The organism is Pelagibacterium sp. 26DY04 (assembly GCF_031202305.1).
GTDB lineage: Bacteria > Pseudomonadota > Alphaproteobacteria > Rhizobiales > Devosiaceae > Pelagibacterium.
In genome coordinates, this window is record NZ_CP101731.1 from 1939642 (window position 1) to 1956205 (window position 16564).

At 58.4% G+C, this 16564-nt stretch carries 17 protein-coding genes and 1 tRNA gene; 3 read left to right on the plus strand and 15 right to left on the minus strand.

The window, feature by feature from the left end; all coding sequences use genetic code 11:
• Window positions 1-3 precede the first annotated feature (3 nt).
• The 6 genes from NO932_RS09445 to motA form a co-directional block, all read right to left on the minus strand.
• Window positions 4-600 carry a hypothetical protein gene (locus NO932_RS09445; protein WP_309210965.1) on the minus strand — a complete coding sequence of 199 codons (597 nt, stop codon included), beginning with the start codon at window positions 598-600 and terminating at the stop codon, window positions 4-6.
• A 176-nt stretch (window positions 601-776) separates the two neighbouring features.
• Window positions 777-1169 carry a DUF2147 domain-containing protein gene (locus NO932_RS09450; RefSeq protein ID WP_309210966.1) on the minus strand — a complete coding sequence of 131 codons (393 nt, stop codon included), beginning with the start codon at window positions 1167-1169 and terminating at the stop codon, window positions 777-779.
• 92 nt (window positions 1170-1261) lie between these two features.
• Window positions 1262-1789, minus strand: a complete 528-nt coding sequence (locus NO932_RS09455) for a hypothetical protein (protein WP_309210967.1) — start codon at window positions 1787-1789, stop codon at window positions 1262-1264.
• A 3-nt stretch (window positions 1790-1792) separates the two neighbouring features.
• Entirely contained in the window at window positions 1793-2242 is a 450-nt protein-coding gene (locus NO932_RS09460) for a hypothetical protein (RefSeq protein ID WP_309210968.1), read from the minus strand.
• A 73-nt stretch (window positions 2243-2315) separates the two neighbouring features.
• Entirely contained in the window at window positions 2316-3212 is an 897-nt protein-coding gene (locus NO932_RS09465) for a flagellar motor protein MotB (RefSeq protein ID WP_309210969.1), read from the minus strand.
• 20 nt (window positions 3213-3232) lie between these two features.
• Entirely contained in the window at window positions 3233-4096 is an 864-nt protein-coding gene (gene motA, locus NO932_RS09470; protein ID WP_309161254.1) for a flagellar motor stator protein MotA, read from the minus strand.
• A gap of 176 nt (window positions 4097-4272) precedes the next feature.
• Here motA and NO932_RS09475 point away from each other — a divergent pair, with 176 nt between their 5' ends.
• Complete coding sequence (locus tag NO932_RS09475) at window positions 4273-5202, plus strand: SMP-30/gluconolactonase/LRE family protein (protein ID WP_309207147.1); 930 nt, start codon at window positions 4273-4275, stop codon at window positions 5200-5202.
• 65 nt (window positions 5203-5267) lie between these two features.
• Here the strand turns inward: NO932_RS09475 and NO932_RS09480 are convergent.
• A tRNA-Lys gene (locus NO932_RS09480) sits at window positions 5268-5343 on the minus strand.
• Window positions 5344-5488: 145 nt separating this feature from the next.
• Window positions 5489-6058: a hypothetical protein gene (locus tag NO932_RS09485; RefSeq protein ID WP_309207149.1), complete on the minus strand. Its 570-nt coding sequence runs from the start codon at window positions 6056-6058 to the stop codon at window positions 5489-5491.
• Between the two features lie 163 nt (window positions 6059-6221).
• Between NO932_RS09485 and glmU the strand changes: the two genes are divergently transcribed.
• On the plus strand, window positions 6222-7568 hold the full coding sequence (glmU, locus tag NO932_RS09490) for a bifunctional UDP-N-acetylglucosamine diphosphorylase/glucosamine-1-phosphate N-acetyltransferase GlmU (protein WP_309207152.1): 1347 nt from the start codon (window positions 6222-6224) through the stop codon (window positions 7566-7568).
• Window positions 7569-7576: 8 nt separating this feature from the next.
• Complete coding sequence (gene glmS, locus NO932_RS09495) at window positions 7577-9403, plus strand: glutamine--fructose-6-phosphate transaminase (isomerizing) (RefSeq protein ID WP_309207154.1); 1827 nt, start codon at window positions 7577-7579, stop codon at window positions 9401-9403.
• 12 nt (window positions 9404-9415) lie between these two features.
• Here the strand turns inward: glmS and NO932_RS09500 are convergent, their stop codons facing one another.
• The 7 genes from NO932_RS09500 to tmk form a co-directional block, all read right to left on the minus strand.
• Complete coding sequence (locus NO932_RS09500) at window positions 9416-9913, minus strand: DUF1353 domain-containing protein (protein ID WP_309207157.1); 498 nt, start codon at window positions 9911-9913, stop codon at window positions 9416-9418.
• Between the two features lie 268 nt (window positions 9914-10181).
• On the minus strand, window positions 10182-11591 hold the full coding sequence (locus NO932_RS09505) for an MFS transporter (RefSeq protein WP_309207159.1): 1410 nt from the start codon (window positions 11589-11591) through the stop codon (window positions 10182-10184).
• Between the two features lie 48 nt (window positions 11592-11639).
• Window positions 11640-12464: an MBL fold metallo-hydrolase gene (locus tag NO932_RS09510; protein ID WP_309207161.1), complete on the minus strand. Its 825-nt coding sequence runs from the start codon at window positions 12462-12464 to the stop codon at window positions 11640-11642.
• Window positions 12461-13243, minus strand: coding sequence for a TatD family hydrolase (locus tag NO932_RS09515; RefSeq protein ID WP_309207164.1), 783 nt, complete (start codon window positions 13241-13243; stop codon window positions 12461-12463). Before NO932_RS09515 ends, NO932_RS09510 begins: the two co-directional genes overlap by 4 nt.
• Entirely contained in the window at window positions 13243-14796 is a 1554-nt protein-coding gene (metG, locus tag NO932_RS09520) for a methionine--tRNA ligase (RefSeq protein ID WP_309207166.1), read from the minus strand. The genes NO932_RS09515 and metG overlap by 1 nt, the downstream gene beginning before the upstream one ends.
• A 10-nt stretch (window positions 14797-14806) precedes the next feature.
• Window positions 14807-15841, minus strand: coding sequence for an AAA family ATPase (locus NO932_RS09525; protein ID WP_309207168.1), 1035 nt, complete (start codon window positions 15839-15841; stop codon window positions 14807-14809).
• Complete coding sequence (tmk, locus tag NO932_RS09530) at window positions 15838-16530, minus strand: dTMP kinase (protein WP_309207170.1); 693 nt, start codon at window positions 16528-16530, stop codon at window positions 15838-15840. The genes NO932_RS09525 and tmk overlap by 4 nt, the downstream gene beginning before the upstream one ends.
• Between the last annotated feature and the right edge of the window lie 34 nt (window positions 16531-16564).

Sequence of the window (16564 nt, forward strand, 5' to 3'; positions counted from 1 at the left end):
CGCTCAAAAGCTTGTGCGTATACCGATCGTCGTTGCATTGGCTGAGCCGCCACCGCCGAAGGTATTCCACGCTCCGGATCGATGGTGGAGGCGCCAGAAGACTTCCGAGCTGGGATTCTCCACACTCGAAAAGCTGATCTCAGGGCTGAGGTAGAATAGAAAGTCGCCAGGCAGCCCGTCTATAGCTTCGCGCTCGGCTTCCGTTCCCATGGTTCCGGTTACCGCGCTTGCGCCAAAAGTCAATGAGGGCGAGATACGAAGCGTATCTCCGACCACGAACCCATCGTAGCGTCCCACAACGCCACCCCAGACTTCGCCAGTCGTCTCTTCGCCTGTTCTCACGGCAGCTCCAGCCTCGAGACCGAATTTGAGATCTTCGATCGGCTCGATGAGAAAATGCTGGTAGCCGCCGCCGAGGACAATGGCCTCTTCATACTCGGCAGTGAAGGGATTGAGCATTCCCGCCATATCGGATTCGCCCATGCGGCCGCCGAAGATAAAGACCTTCTGATCTTCCGATGGCACGGGCGAGGTATCAAATTGAGCAAATGCGGGGGTTACAACCGCGATCGTAGCGAGAGCGAAGACAAATCGTTTCATGGCAAGAATTCCTGCCCGCTTGTTGCGGGCTTCTATATGCATTGGGATTGGAACGTGACGGACATCCGAAAGTTCCTGTTCCCTTCTGTTGGCTTGATGCCTGAACGATAAGCCCGCAAAAATGCGACACGAATTTGTCATTGCCGAAGTCGGCAACCCGGAGCATGAATGAAGGTTTAAATGCGCTCCAGCTCCATGGACTTGCAGAAGATGCCCATGCAGCCGCTCAGCCGCAGCGTATCGGCATCAACCAGAGTCAGATTGCCCGAGTACGTACCGCCGTTATAGGAGACGGTTCCACTCCAGGTGTTGACGCCGGACGGCACCGCACCCTGCATGACATAGTCATTAAGATAGCTGGACAGGTCGGCATGGGCTTTGACATCCTCCCGTAGCCAGGTGAGCTTCGCGCACAGGACGTTGTCGCCGCAGGTGGTGATTTGGAAGCGGGATTCACCGCTTGCCAGTTCCCAATCGCCGACTGGCGTTGGGGTGCTTGCGGCGAGTGGAGATGCGAGTGCGGTCAATGCAAGGCACGCCGCACCCAGACGGGTTGCGAGATCGAACATATTGGGCTCTTGGATCGTGTTACTGATTGATGCCGTGAGCTTGACGCATCCGCATTGAACCAGGCCGGAATCGGCTGTTCAGATTGCGTTCATCAGGGCAATAGAACCAACATAAGCGGTGCAGCCACAAACAGCACCGCTATGGCTAAAATGCGCAGCAGAAGCGATGTACGCAGACGTGTGGGCGAAACTAATGAGACAGCGAATACGACAACGGGGGAAATCAGCGCCGATTGGAGAAAACCAAGCTGCAGGAAATTCTCGTATCCGGCGAGCCTGAGCAGCAGCCAATAGCCGGCCACAAACCCTGCCAATGCAGCCATGAGCATAAGCAGGACGTCGGCGAATACAGCTATCATCTTGTCGAGATAGGCGCTCGAAAAAACCAGAACCAGCCCTGTCGCGACCAGGAATGCAGCCGCCAGAGTGTTCGGCAGACGGAGATCGGAAAGAACCGCCACAGTGTCGTGAGGACGATAGCGAGCCAGATTGCCTTCGAACGGCACCGGAAAGGGAAGGGCAACGAGGCCCCAAACGAGCGCGAGCAAAACGAAAGAGCTGAGCGCAAAAAAGGCAAGCGTAATGGCAATCGCCTTCAGCCTGCTGGAAATCGAATTCATTGCCTATTCGGCCCCTTCGATGAATACCGAATAAGCGGTGTAGCAATAGGATGTTTCGCAATCGACGAGGTCCAATTCGAGCTCGATACGACCGTCAGCTTCCGAAACAAAGGTGACGATGGGATAGTAGTCGTCGAGTCGATCCTCGCCCAGGAGCTTGCCTACACTGTTGTAGACGCCAAGATCGAGATCGATGCAGTCCTCGTCGCAATCGCCCATGACCTGAACGGATGTGTTGGCAGGAACATCGAGGGCCAGGCGGATCGCTTGTCCTTCATCGACGCGAACGACGCCGAAGGAATCCAGGACATGGCCGGGTTCCGTATAGTTAATGTTTTCGAGAACCTGCTCGTAGAGACGGGAGATATGAACGTTTTGGGCAGACACCGGAGTGGCCGTGGCCACGAGCGCAGATACCCCAAGCGCGGCAAGACTGAAACGAATAAAGGCCATCTATCTATCGTCCCCGTATCTCTGTTGCGCCTAGCATTAGTGCGCGTTCGACGGAGGAGCAAGACGGACGTGGCTAGGGAGCCATGTTGAGCGGAATAGGGGAGGCCTCGTTGATCACCGTAATCCTTATGCGTTCATTGGAGGCCAGGTAGGGATCGTTGACGAAGTAGGGTTCACTGCTGGCGCGGCCAACCACGGAATGGATGCGCTCGTTGGAGAGGCCGAACTCTCCAAGGATCGAGCGAACGGTATTGGCTCTATCGGTCGAGAGCTCCCAAGCTGTGTATGCCGGGTCCGAATAGACGACACCGGCGGCTGTGTGGCCGGAAATACGAACCTGATTGGGGAGACGCTCCAGCGTCGGCGCAATAGCGGCGATGGCGGCGCGCATCCATTCGTAAGGATACTTGGATCCTTCCTGAAACATTGGACGACCGCGCTGATCGATGATCTGGATATCAAGTCCTTCCTCGGTCGCCTCAACGATCAGATTATCCGATATTTCGGTGATCTCGGGCATAGCTTCCCAGGCTTGGCGAATGCTGGCGGCTGCGCTGTGGAAGAGCTGCGGGTCCGTGGACGAAAGGTTTGCCGATGAATCTTTCTCTGCGGCTTCGGTGTCGCGGACATTGCCTGCGGCAGCCTCGATGGCCGAGTTCTCCTCGCCATCAGTATCAGCAATGCCTTCAGCGTCTGAACTGCTGGTCATCGCGCCCATGGTATCCATCGCGCGGCCAGCCATCGCACCGCCGGACCCGCTGAGGCTTTCACTCACGTTTGGCGGTGCGAAATAGTTCGCCAGGCCTTGTTTCTGTTCGGGCGTGGTCATGTTGATCAGCCACATGAGCAGAAAGAATGCCATCATCGCTGTTACGAAGTCAGCGTAAGCGATCTTCCAGGCGCCGCCGTGGTGACTGTGGCCGCCCTTTTTGCTCTTCTTGATGATAATTGTTCCGTTGGCGCGCGACATGGTTCGACGTCTCCCGGACCTTATTGGGCCATCTTGAGGTCGCTGGTCGCCTTGTCGACTTCAGCAAAGGTGGGACGGTCCTCCGACATCACGGCCTTGCGGGCGAACTCAATGGCGATGACCGGAGGATATCCGGCAACGTGAGCCAGCAGCCCGGCCTTCATCGAAAGAAAATACTTCGACTCAGCCTCATTGGTATTGCGGAGGGCCTGGGCCATCGGACCGAAAAAGCCGTAAGCACAAAAAACCCCGAGGAAAGTGCCCACCAAAGCGCCGCCGATCAGGTGGCCGAGCACTTCGGGCGGCTCGGTGATAGCCCCCATGGTCTTGATGACGCCGAGCACCGCCGCGACGATACCAAGGGCAGGCGTCGCGTCGGCAAGAGCCTGAACGGCAGCAACCACCCGCTCCTGTTCCTGGTGATGGGTTTCCAGTTCTTCGTCCATCAATGACTCAAGCTCATGAACCGCGTAGGTGCCAAGCGTTATCATTCGCAGGTAGTCGCACATGAACTCTACGGCATGGTGGTTCTTTGCGAATGTGGGAAACCGGGCGAACAAATCCGATTGCTCCGGATTCTCCACATGCTGCTCAAGGGCAAGAAGCCCCTTTGACTGAACGAGCTTGAAGATCGAGAATTGAAGGCCAAGCAGTTCGACATAAGACTGCTTGTTGTAGCGTGGGCCGCGAAAAAGCGATCCGAGAACCCCAAGGCTTTGCTTGAGCACGGCCTTTGGGTTGCCGATAATGAAGGCGCCGATAGCAGCGCCCAAGATGATAACGGCCTCAAAGGGCTGCCAGAGGACCTCCAAATGCCCACCCATAGCGGCATAGCCGCCGAGAACGGATAGGAAGATGATGACGGTTCCGGCAATCAATCGCATGCGTCCTGCACTCCTTGGGCCGGCAACTTTCTGTGCCGCGCCTCGATCTATACGCGGGCAAAGTTACTGAACTCTGAGTCGAGCAGGGGGTGCGACAGGACGTACCAGGCGCTTAGCGCTTGTGATCTTTGTTCGCTCCGGGCATCATTGATTGAAGCACAAGGAGGAAGTTGCTTATGATTAGAATCGCTCTTGCTGGAACTCTCGCTCTCCTGAGCTCTACCGCATTTGCTCAATCGGCTGGAGGAGATGCCGAACAACCCTTTGCCGCCGGCGCTCCGCTCAGCGTAGTCAATGAGGCCGGCGAAGAAACTACGCCGACCGATAACGTCCGCGTTTTTGGCAGTTTTCACTTTGCGGAGAGCTGCACGTTCGATGCCGATCGCAACCTCATCCTCGTGATGAATGCCGGCGCCCCCCAAGATGCAATCGAAAATGATGGCTACGTCTCGTTGCTCAACCCGGACGGCACTGTCCATACGAGCAAGTGGATTGGCGCCACTCGCGATGGCCTGACGCTTAACCATCCGCTGGGCAGTGCCATTGCCGATGGAACCCTTTACGTCGCGGATCTCAATACCGTGCGGACCTTTGATCTGGAAACAGGTGAGCCTGGCGATTCCTACGAGATCGAGGATGCGACATTCCTCAATGGAATCGCTGTGTCGGAAGGCACGATCTATGTTTCCAACACCCGCGAGCCCGAGCGCGTTTATGCGATCAGCCCAGAAGGGGAAACCTCGGTTTTTGTTGAAGGCGCGCCGCTGGCAGCTCCCAACGGGATTGCCATCGATGGAGAAGGCAACATCGTAGTCGTCAATATCGGCAATAACGAAGTGCTGACATTCAGCCCCGATGGTGAGCTCGTTGAAACCGAGAACGCGATCGAGAGCGGCAATGACGGCATCGTCATTCTCGAGGACGGCACCAAGTATGTGAGCAGCGTGCGCTTCGGCAGCATCTCGCGCATAGCGCCGGGCGAAGAGGCCGAGATCATCGCTTCAGGCATCCCGAGCGCCGCTTCGATCTGTTATGATTCAGCTCAAAACCAGATCGTGGTGCCAATGAATCCGCACAACGCCGTGGCATTCGTCGGACTGGAGTAGACGAAAAAGCTATGCTCGGCGCACCGAGCGCCGAGCATAGCGCTCTCCGCCTCGGTTTAGAAGATTGGTAGGCTCGCCGGGACTCGAACCCGGGACAACTCGATTAAAAGTCGAGTGCTCTACCAGCTGAGCTACGAGCCCCTACCACGGGCGGGTCGGATCGACCGGCTGGCGACGCGCGGAACATAGTGCTTGGTCTCGTTGAGTCAACCGGTTTGTTGGTTCAGGCCTTTGGTGTGACCAGGATGCTCCACCATAGCCCGCCGGATCGCAGCGCCATCAAGCCTTAGAACGCCGGCGGCAAGCCCATGTCTGGAGCGTGGACGTCCAAGGTGCGCGCAAGCTCTGTGGCGAGGGCCGGAGGCAGCGGCTGCTTGGCCGGCGCGGCAGCGACGCCATCAAAAAGTGGACTGTAGCGCACCGCCACGGTCCCGCCTTCGACCTCGTACACCTCCTCGGTAACGTCCGTGATCGATGCGGTCAGGAGCGATCTGTCGATATCGCTCTCGAGCGGCAATGATTCGATCAGTAACGGCAGGCTCATCTCCACGGCGGCAAGGCGGCGGATAACCTCATCGCTGTTATCGCTGAGAAGATCGAACCTGGCGTGCAGAGCCCGATAGTCTCCAAGGATACGGTTGCGATCCTGCTCAAGCTCTGCGAGTTGGATGCGCATCTGATTAACGCCGCCACCTTCCCGATAGGGGACGTGCAGCTTGCCCAGGACGTGAGTTGGGACAAGAAATGACAGGTTGGCCGCGAGAACCGCGACGGCGCCACAGACAAGAGCGGCTATGCCCCAGGGAGCAATCTCGACGCTTTCGGATGGAAGAGAAAACCGTATCGGTCTTGGCACCTAAATATATCCCGTTTTGTCGCCGAATCAGATCAAACCTGACTTTAGCGGCTCAAGCGTAAACGGAGACGTTACGCCGATCTGCCAGGTTGGATACCAACACCGTACTGCCACAAAGTTGGGCCAAGGGGCCTGCACCAGCGACGCCTTTGGGGACAATGGAATGACCGATCTTTCAGTAATCGTTCTCGCGGCCGGAGAGGGCACGCGGATGAAGTCGAGCCGCCCTAAGGTGCTTCATAAGGTGGGCGGACGCCCCATCGCGGGTCACGTGCTTAAGGCTGCACGCGATGCTGGAGCCGTGACAGTGGCGATGGTCACGGGACCGGGTCACGATGCTGTGCGCGAAGCAATGGCCCGGATTGATCCCCAAGTGGTCTTTTTCGAACAGACCGAGCGAAGGGGAACGGCGCACGCCGCCTCCATGGCGCGCCCTGTTTTTACACAAGCGCAGGGCTATATAGCTGTCGTTTATGGTGATCACCCGCTGCTTCGTGGCGAGGATTTCAAGCGCGTAATGGATCGACTTGACGCAGGTTTGGATGCCGCAATCCTGGGGTTCGAGCCGTCCGATCCAACCGGCTATGGGCGCTTCATCACCGATGGGAACAAGCTGCTGGCCATCCGTGAGCACAAAGACGCTAGCGAGGAAGAACGCCGGATCGGGATTTGCAACGCCTGTATCCTGGCGTTCCGCGCCGAGGTGTTCCAAGCGCTGATCGACAGGGTCGGTACCGACAATGCGCAGGGTGAGTATTATCTGACCGATCTAGTGGAACTTGCCAATCGGGCAGGGCACTCGGTCGGGTATGCCATCGCCCCCGAAGACAATGTCATGGGAGTCAATGATCGCGCGCAACTCGCCAGGGCCGAGGCAGTGTTTCAGAACCTGCGACGAGAGGATTTCATGCGTTCCGGCGTCACGCTACATGATCCGGACAGTGTTTATTTCTCATTCGACACCGAGATTGCGCCCGATGTGGAAATCGAGCCCAATGTGGTGTTCGGCCCAGGCGTCAAAATCGACGCCGGTGCAGTGATCCATGCCTTTTCTCATATCGAAGGAGCTCACATCGGCGCCAAAGTCAGCGTCGGCCCGTTCGCGCGGCTTCGGCCGGGAGCCAATCTGGCGGAAGGAGCGAAGGTGGGCAATTTCGTCGAGGTCAAGAATGCTGACGTCGGGCAGGGCGCCAAGGTCAGTCACTTGACCTATATCGGCGACGCGGAGGTCGGCGCGAATTCCAATATCGGCGCCGGCACCGTGACCTGCAACTATGACGGGTACAACAAGGCCAAAACGATCATCGGCAAAGGCGCGTTTGTGGGTTCGAATTCAGCCCTGGTAGCGCCGCTCGAGATCGGGGATGGAGCCTATATCGCATCCGGCTCTGTGATTACCGAGCCGGTACCCGCCGACGCTTTGGGAATAGGGCGTTCGCGTCAAGTCAACAAGCCTGGCTACGGCAAAGCGCTCAACGAGCGCTTCAAGGCGATCAAAGAGCAGAAATAGGGGGCAATATGTGCGGCATCGTCGGAATTATCGGGGTCGAACCTGTTGCCGGTCGTCTGGTCGAGGCGCTGCGTCGGCTTGAATATCGTGGCTATGATAGCGCGGGCGTCGCCACGCTTACGCCGTCCGGCCTCGATCGCCGGCGAGCTGAGGGTAAGCTCAACAATCTTGCCGGACGTCTTGCGGAAGCACCGCTTGAAGGCATCATCGGGATCGGACACACGCGCTGGGCGACCCATGGCGGGGCGACTGAAGGCAATGCTCATCCCCACACCACGGAGAAGGTTGCGGTTGTCCATAATGGCATAATTGAGAACTTCAAAGATCTCCTCGAAGATCTTGCACGGGATGGATATTTTCCGAACAGCGAGACAGATACGGAGTCTGTCGCTCTTTGGGTAACACGCGACCTGGACAGGGGTGCAACTCCGCAGGAAGCGGTGGCGCGGATGCTGCCCAAGTTGCGGGGCACGTTCGGATTGGTGTTTCTTTTCGCCGACTATGACAAGCTGCTGATTGCGGCGCGGCAAGGCTCGCCGTTGGCCGTGGGGCATGGGCAAGAAGAGATGTATCTGGGCTCGGATGCGTTTGCTCTGGCCCCGTTCACCAACCAGATCACTTATCTGGAGGAAGGAGATTGGGCGGTTGTCACGCCGGGCAAGGCCGAGATCTTCGACTTCGAGGGCAATCGCGTCGAGCGGATACGCCAGGTTTCCTCGGCATCAGCCGCGTTGGCGGATAAGGGCAATCACCGCCATTTCATGGCCAAGGAGATTTATGAGCAGCCCGAAACGATTTCCCATACGCTGGCTCACTATATCGATCTCACTGCGGAGGGCGTCAACTTGCGGGAGACGCTGCCGTTCGATTTCGCCAACCTTTCCCGACTGACGATAACGGCCTGCGGCACGGCATATTATGCGGGCCTGGTGGCCAAATACTGGTTCGAGCGTTACGCGCGACTCGCCGTAGACGTCGATGTTGCTTCCGAATTTCGCTACCGCGAGCCGCCGTTGCCGGACAATGGTTTGACGCTCGTCATTTCACAATCGGGGGAGACTGCCGACACTTTGGCGGCACTGCGGTATGCCGCCAAATCCGGGCAACATATCGCCGCGCTGGTCAATGTGCAGGAGTCGACGATCGCTCGGGAGAGCCATGTCGTGTTTCCCACCTTATGCGGCCCGGAAATCGGCGTAGCTTCGACCAAAGCATTCACAGCGCAACTCACCGCGCTGGCCAGCCTGGCCGTTGCCGCCGGGCAGGCGCGGGGTGTGCTCAGTGCTTCGGAAGCTCATACGCTCGTGCGCGCCTTGATTGAGCTGCCCAGCGCCGTATCCGAAGCGCTGCGCCACGAATCGCGGATTGAAACCATCGCGAGGCAGCTCGCACGGGCATCGGACGTTCTCTATCTCGGCCGCGGGCAGATGTTTCCCTTGGCCCTGGAAGGTGCGCTCAAGCTCAAGGAGATTTCCTATATCCATGCAGAGGGCTATGCGGCTGGTGAGCTCAAGCATGGCCCGATTGCGTTGGTCAATGAAGAGATGCCGGTGGTTGTCGTTGCACCCTCGGATCCGCTTATGGAAAAGACGCTTTCGAACATGCACGAAGTTGCGGCGCGCGGTGGCAAAATCATTTTGATCACCGATGCAACCGGCCGGCAGGAAGCTGGCGAGGATGCTGGTGAGATCATCGAGATGCCGCGCGTGAACTCATTCGTTGCTCCGATCGTTTCGGCGATTCCGGTGCAGATTCTTGCATATCATACCGCAGTTTTCATGGGCACGGATGTCGATCAGCCGCGAAACCTCGCCAAATCGGTGACGGTGGAGTAGGGGCAACTGGCATCAGTCGTTTTCAGTGACGTAGTCCTCAATGATAGGAGTAACCGCGGCGGCACGACTTTCCTTCCATCCGGATCCGCCGCCGATCCTCACAGCGAGATAGATCAAGGTGCGGAAAAACCTACCGACGCCGCGGTTCTCCATCGCTTCTTTCATAATCGCGTCGGCCTCTGCTCTGCTGTAGGGGCTGGGCCGGGTTATGGATGCATCGTGACCTTTCCAGATGCCGGTTCCTCCGGTGTCATAAAGATAATCGTGGATGATAGCCGCCTTCACCCACGGCCCGTCAGGCGGGATCAATGTCCATGCCCATCTCGGCACTGAGGCGAGATCGGTTACAAATCCTGCCGGAACGGTGATCGTGTCACCGGCATCTCCCGTGGTGTAAACCAATGGGCGTTGGAGACCCCACAGGCTCCGGCCTTCCTTTAGTGAAGGCATCAGCTTGTTATCGAGCAGCACAAGTACGAGCTTGCCACCGAACCGATCGAAATGCCGCATCGGGTGCTCCCAATTGCTGTTATGATTGGCGACCAATGTTCCCACATACTGAATATCTGCGCGTATCGAGACCTAACTGGGGGGATTGGTACATTAGCAGGATCACATTTGGATGATTCGCATAATATATATTATGGAACTGATGGCCATCTGAGAGTTCGGTTCCACTGTTGTCGTCGCTTCTAAAATGCCAATGCCTCGACATAAGCGATAACGGCCTGGGCTCCGCTCCACGCGTCGTACATGAGTGCGCCTATGAGCGCGTTCTCTAACTAACTTCCTCCGGCTTCCCTGAAGTGCTCGTCATCGTTGATGCCGCCGTCGCCGCGCTGATGAAGGCAAGTGCCGCAGCGGCGATCATGATCCAGACATAGGATTGCGTCAGCGCTTCCGGCGGTAGTGCCGAAAGGTCCGAACCGCCGAAAGCGAATCCCAGCGCGGCGACGGCAATAAGCCCGCCAACGCGAGACGCTGCGTTGTTGATGCCCGAGGCCGTTCCGCTGGCATCGCTTGGTGCCGCGTCGAACACCGCAGTCGTCAATGGCGCGACCGTTATCGTCATTCCCAGCCCAACAATGAAGAGGCCGGGAAAGAATGCGATCCAATAGCCGCCGGAATTCACCAGCGATGCCAAGACGAGGTAACCAGCACCAGTGGTTGCGGGTCCTGCGATCAGCATTGTGCGCGTGCCGATGCTCTTGGCGAGGGACCCGGCAAACCGGGAGCCCACGCCGAGCAAGATGGAGAATGGCAGCAGCGCGGCGCCCGCCGCGGCAGCGCTATAGCCCTGAGCGTAAATAAGAATGAACGGCAGGATGAACAGCGAACCCGATAGAGAGGCATAAAGTGTTATGGTCAGCAGATTGGCTCCCGAGAACTGACTGCTGGAAAACAGCCCAAGCGGTATGAGCGGTTCGCTGGCTCGCTGCTCGATTACGACAAAAGCTATCGCCAATGGGATTGCCGCCAGAATTGCGATCGCTCCCAGCACGGTATTGCCTTCGCCGGCTGTGATCAGCCCATAGGACAAAAGCCCCAGCCCACCGACCATTGCAAGAGTTCCGGCGAAGTCGAACTCGCGATACGTGCGATGGCCGGGAGCGCTGGCGATCCTATAACCCATGACGAGGGCCAAGGCAGCGATGGGAATGTTAATATAGAAGATGGCACGCCAGTTAACGACGTCGACCAGCCACCCACCCAAAGGCGGGCCAAGAGCGGTCGTTATCGCACCAGCCGCCGCCCAGGTCCCGATCGCCTTACCCCGATCTTCGCCGGTATAGGCCGAACCTATGAGTGCCAGGCTTGCAGGAATGAGAAATGCGCCAGCGATGCCCTGGATTACGCGAGCGCCGATCAGCGTGATCGGCGTTGGAGCGACGGCGCATGCGACCGAGGCGAAAGCGAACCCCACCAGCCCACCAAGAAAAATCTTGCGCTGTCCGAACCGATCACCAACCGTTCCGCCGAGCAAAATGAGGCTGGCGAGCATCAACATGTAGCCGTTGACCACCCATTGCGTGGTCGCAAGCCCGGCGTCCAGATCATCCTGAATGGCAGGAAGCGCCACATTGACCACCGAACCATCGATGAATCCAAGGCTGGAGCCCAGGATTGTGGCAGGCAACACCCAGCGCGTATCACGCGCGGCCGTCTGCTCCTGATCGGTAACGCTCATTGCCCTTCCCCTTATCGAGCGCAGTGTGCCCAATATGCGGCCAAGACGCTAGAGGCTAACCTCGACCTCCATGCCGTCATAGGCCGGTACGATATTTGGGGGGAGTTCGGCCGTCAGCGTTCCGTAATCCATATCGACATGCAGGTTCGTCAGGATAGAGCTGCGCGGCTGGTGTTTCTCGATGAGAGCCAGAGACTCCTCAAGGCTGAGATGGCTCGGGTGCGGCGTATAGCGCAGCGCGTCGAGTACCCATGTGTCAAGGCCCTCAAGCGCCCATTGCGAAGTGGACGGTATGCTGGAAAGGTCGCAGGAATAAGCGAAGCGGCCGATCCGGAAACCGAGCGAGGTGATAGGGCCGTGCTGCTGCTCGAACGGGTATATCGCCATGCTTCCCCCTGCCCCTTCGATCTCCACGCGATCGCCGGGAGCGATGGAGTGAGCACTGAGGATGGGCGGGTACGGACTATCTTCCGGTGCGGTAAAGCAGTAGCCGAAGGCTTCGCGCAACCGTACTTCCGTTGCTATCGACATATAGACATCGACGCGCCGCTTGGCGTTCAGCGCCAATACGCGCAGATCGTCTATTCCGTGCGTATGATCGGCATGTTCATGGGTGAACAGGACGCCGTCGATCTGGGGCACTTGAGCCTCCAGCATCTGTTCGCGCAGGTCGGGTCCGGCGTCAATGAGCACGCGAGTGACGCCAGCGGCGCCCTCATAGGTACCCGAAAGAAGCAAAGCGCACCGTCGGCGGCGGTTTTTTGGATTGGCCGGGTCGCACGCGCCCCAAATATTGCCTATGCGCGGCACACCGCCGGACGATCCGCAGCCCAGGATTCTTGCCGTGATGCGGGTTGCCGGCTGGGTGCTCATCGGTCGAGTTTCGCCTTGGAAAACAGTCTTTTGAAATTCGCCGTCGATTGCTCCGCAATCGTTTCGAATGAAGTCCCTCGTAATTCAGCGAGCTTCTCGGCGGTGTGCCGCACGAAGCCAGGTTCGTTGGATTTGCCGCGATGTGGCACGGGAGCGAGGTATGGCGCATCGGTTTCAACGAGGAAGCGATCGGCCGGCACGAATTTAGCGACCTCTTGGATTTCCCGGGCGTTCTTGAATGTGACAATGCCTGAGAACGAAACATAGCCACCCAGTTCGAGGCCGCGCCGGGCCAGCTCGGCGCCGGACGAAAAGCAATGAAGAACGAAGGGAAAGGCCCCCTGCTCCGTCTCCTCCTCGAGAATTGAAATCATATCGTCATCAGCCGAACGCGCATGGATAACGAGCGGCAGACCGGTTCGACGCGAAGCGGCAATGTGGGAACGAAAGCCTTGAGCCTGCGCTTCACGCGGAGAGGAATCGTAGTAGTAGTCGAGCCCTGCCTCGCCGATGGCCACGCATTTCGGATGTTGCGATAAAGCTATGATTTCGTCGATGCTTATGTCGAGTTCTTCATGCGCATTATGGGGATGTGTACCGATCGAGCAGAAGACATTATCGTGGGCTTCCGCGATGGCGAGCAGCCGTTCGAAACGTCGAATGCGGGTCGATATGGTAACCATATGACTGACGCCATTCTCGCGCGCACGAGCCAGAACACCGTCAATATCTTCGGCCAGCACGTCGAAATCGAGATGGCAATGGCTGTCGACTAGCATCAGGCCGCGCCTTCATCCTTTTCGACATAGCGCGGGAAGATGCCTTGCGGCGGCGGAAGCGGTGTACCGGAAGCAAGCCGGCCATAGCTGCCCAATTGCTCGAAGGCACGCCCTTCGGCGTGAAGGCCGAGGAGATCCAGCAGCTTGGTGCAAGACTCCGGCATCACCGGCTGGGCAAGGATGGCGACCTGGCGCACCACCTCTATCGTGACGTAAAGAACGGTAGCCATGCGCTGAGGGTCGGTTTTGCGTAGCGCCCAAGGCTCCTGAGCCGCGAAATAGCGGTTAGCGTCGGCCACGACCTGCCAAACTGCGTTCAGCATCTGGTGGATGGCCTGGTCTGCCATGGCATTGCGCGATGTTTCAAGAAGTGCGTCGGCCGCAGAAAGGATCGCCTGGTCGTCGGCGGTGAATTCGCCGGGCGTCGGCACCTGTCCGTCACAATTTTTGGCGACCATCGAGAGCGAGCGCTGGGCGAGGTTGCCCAGATCATTGGCGAGGTCGGCATTGATGCGGTTGACGATGGCCTCGTGATTGTACGAGCCATCCTGGCCGAAAGATACCTCGCGCAAGAAATAATAGCGCATGGCATCGAGGCCGTATTTGTCGACGAGGTCGAACGGATCGACCACGTTGCCCACCGACTTGCTCATCTTTTCGCCGCGGTTGAAAAGGAAGCCGTGCGCAAAAACACGCTTAGGCAACTCGATCCCGGCACTCATCAGGAAAGCAGGCCAGTAAACGGCATGAAAACGAATGATGTCCTTGCCGATCATGTGGATGTCGGCCGGCCAGTATTTCCACCGTTCCGCGCTTTCGTTCGGATAGCCAGCGGCGGTGATATAATTGGTCAGGGCGTCGACCCAAACGTACATGATGTGCTTGGGATCGTTGGGAACCGGGATGCCCCAATCGAAGGTCGTGCGCGATATCGAAAGATCACGCAGACCGGATTTGACAAAACTGGCGACTTCGTTGCGCCGCTCGGCCGGCAAGATGAAGCCCGGGTTGGCCTCGTAGTGGGCCAGCAGCTTTTCACCATAAGCCGAAAGGCGGAAAAAATAGCTTTCCTCTTCAACCCATTCGACGGGTGAGCCCAACGGTTCACGGCGGACGCCGTCTTCGCTGACGATGGTTTCCTTCTCGTCGAAAAAGGCTTCTTGCCGCACCGAATACCAGCCGGAATAGGAATCGAGATAGATGTCGCCCTTTGCGACCATCTTATCCCAGATTGCCTGGGAAGCGGCGTGATGGCGTTGTTCGGTGGTCCGAATATAGTCGTCGTACGAAATGTTGAGCTTGGCCCAGAGATCCTTAAAGACCTGCGAGTTCTTCGTCGCCAACTCGAGCGGGGTGATCCCTTCCTTTTCGGCAGTCTGTTGCATCTTCTGGCCGTGTTCATCAGTACCGGTCAGAAAGAAGACGTCCTTGCCATCAAGCCGGTGAAAGCGCGCGATGACATCGCTGGCGATGGCGGTATAGGCGTGGCCGATATGGGGGACGCCGTTGGGGTAGAAGATCGGCGTTGTGATGTAGAAGGTCGGGCGGCTCATGGGCGATTGGTCAGCTCACGGGAGTGGTTCTGCGCACATGGTCACGGATGAGATCGAACACCGCAACCAGGGTTTGCCGCCGGTCGAGATTGTAGATATCGGCGTCAGCGACAAGGGCGTTGGCCTTCTCCCATAGTGTATTGGCAGACGCAAGGCGGAAACGCGCCGATACGCCGCCTTCTCGCGCGGCAATCGCGGCCTCGCCAGCCAGCCAATCGCGGATCATGTCCTGGCCGAAGGCCAACTCCGCGCCCTTTGCGGCGGCGAGCCCATCTGCAATGGCAAGATGAGCGCGGGTCGGGTGGGAGGCCGGGGCCTTAAGCCAAGTCTGGAGCGCATCGAGTACATCGCCCTCCTCCAGCATCAAGGCCTCGAACCCGCGGCGAGGACGGCCCTGAGCGAAGCTGACGGCGCGGGAAAGCTCGGAAGGTTCGAGATCGGAGCGCACCGACGAGAGCACCGTTTCGACATGGTCATCTGCAATCGGGCGCAGACCGAAGCTTTGACATCGGGACCGGATGGTTGCCAGCATACCTCCCGGCTTGTGAGAAATGACGATGAACATCGTCTCGGCGGGCGGCTCCTCAAGCGTTTTCAGGAGCGCATTGGCCGAATTGGCGTTGCAGTCATCGACGCTGTCGATGATTGCGATGCGGTACCCTGCCCTGCCCCGCGTTTGATGAAGCGCATCGCGCATGGCGCGGACATCATCAACGCGGATTGCCGAAAAATACCGCTCGGCATTGGCGGGATCAGCCGCGCGTCGCAAAACGAAAAGGTTCGGGTGCGAAAGCGCTGCGAGCTGGGCGGCAACCCGATATTCGCTTTCGTCCGATGTCCGCGAGAGAACAAGGCGGGCAAGGTCAAAGGCAAACGTAGCTTTGCCTACCCCACGAGGACCGTGCAACAGAATCGCGCTGGGCAGCCGACCACGCTCCAGTGCATTGGTGAGATTTTGAAAGGCCTCTTCGTGTCCGAGCCGGCGCCCGAATTCGGGTGCCGGGACTCCTTCGATCTGGTCCGCTTCGCGGCGTTCCACGCTCACTCTGCCAGCCTTTCGGCCGGCAGATCGGAGAAATGGTCCTCCAACGCCGCCCAAACCGCTTCGGCCAGAGTGTCTTCGTCGGTGTCGGCAGACAAGACCACACATCGGCCGGGATTTGCGACAGCGATGGCGAGGAAATTATCACGCAGCCGGCGATGGAAAGAGAGATCTTCCTTTTCAAATCGGTCGGCAAGCGCCGGCATGCCGTCGTCGAGGGCGCGCTGCCGCACGCGTTCGAAAGCGATGTCGGGATCCATATCCAAAATGATGGTCAGATCAGGTGTGTGTCCGTTGAGCGCAAGATGCTCGAGGGCGTCGATGAGCTTGTCGTCAACGCCACCGGTCAGTCCCTGATATGCCCGCGTCGAATCCGCGAAGCGGTCACAAATGACCCATTTGCCGGCAGCGAGGGAGGGAGCGATCAACTCGTTGACATGATCGAGCCGGGCGGCGGCAAACAGTACCGCCTCGGCGCCCACACCCCAGCTCTCGGGTTTGCCTTGCAGGATGAATGAGCGGACAGCCTCTGCTTTTGGCGTTCCCCCCGGTTCGCGGGTGCGCACCACTGCGATACCCCGCGCGGCCAACCGATCGGCTAGGCGGCGGACCTGGGTCGATTTCCCCACACCCTCGCCACCCTCGAACGTGATGAAACGGGGTTTCGTCGATCGCTCCTGGTCGGCGGCCATGGATATCCATTCAGCTCTTGTCGTTACCGGCACA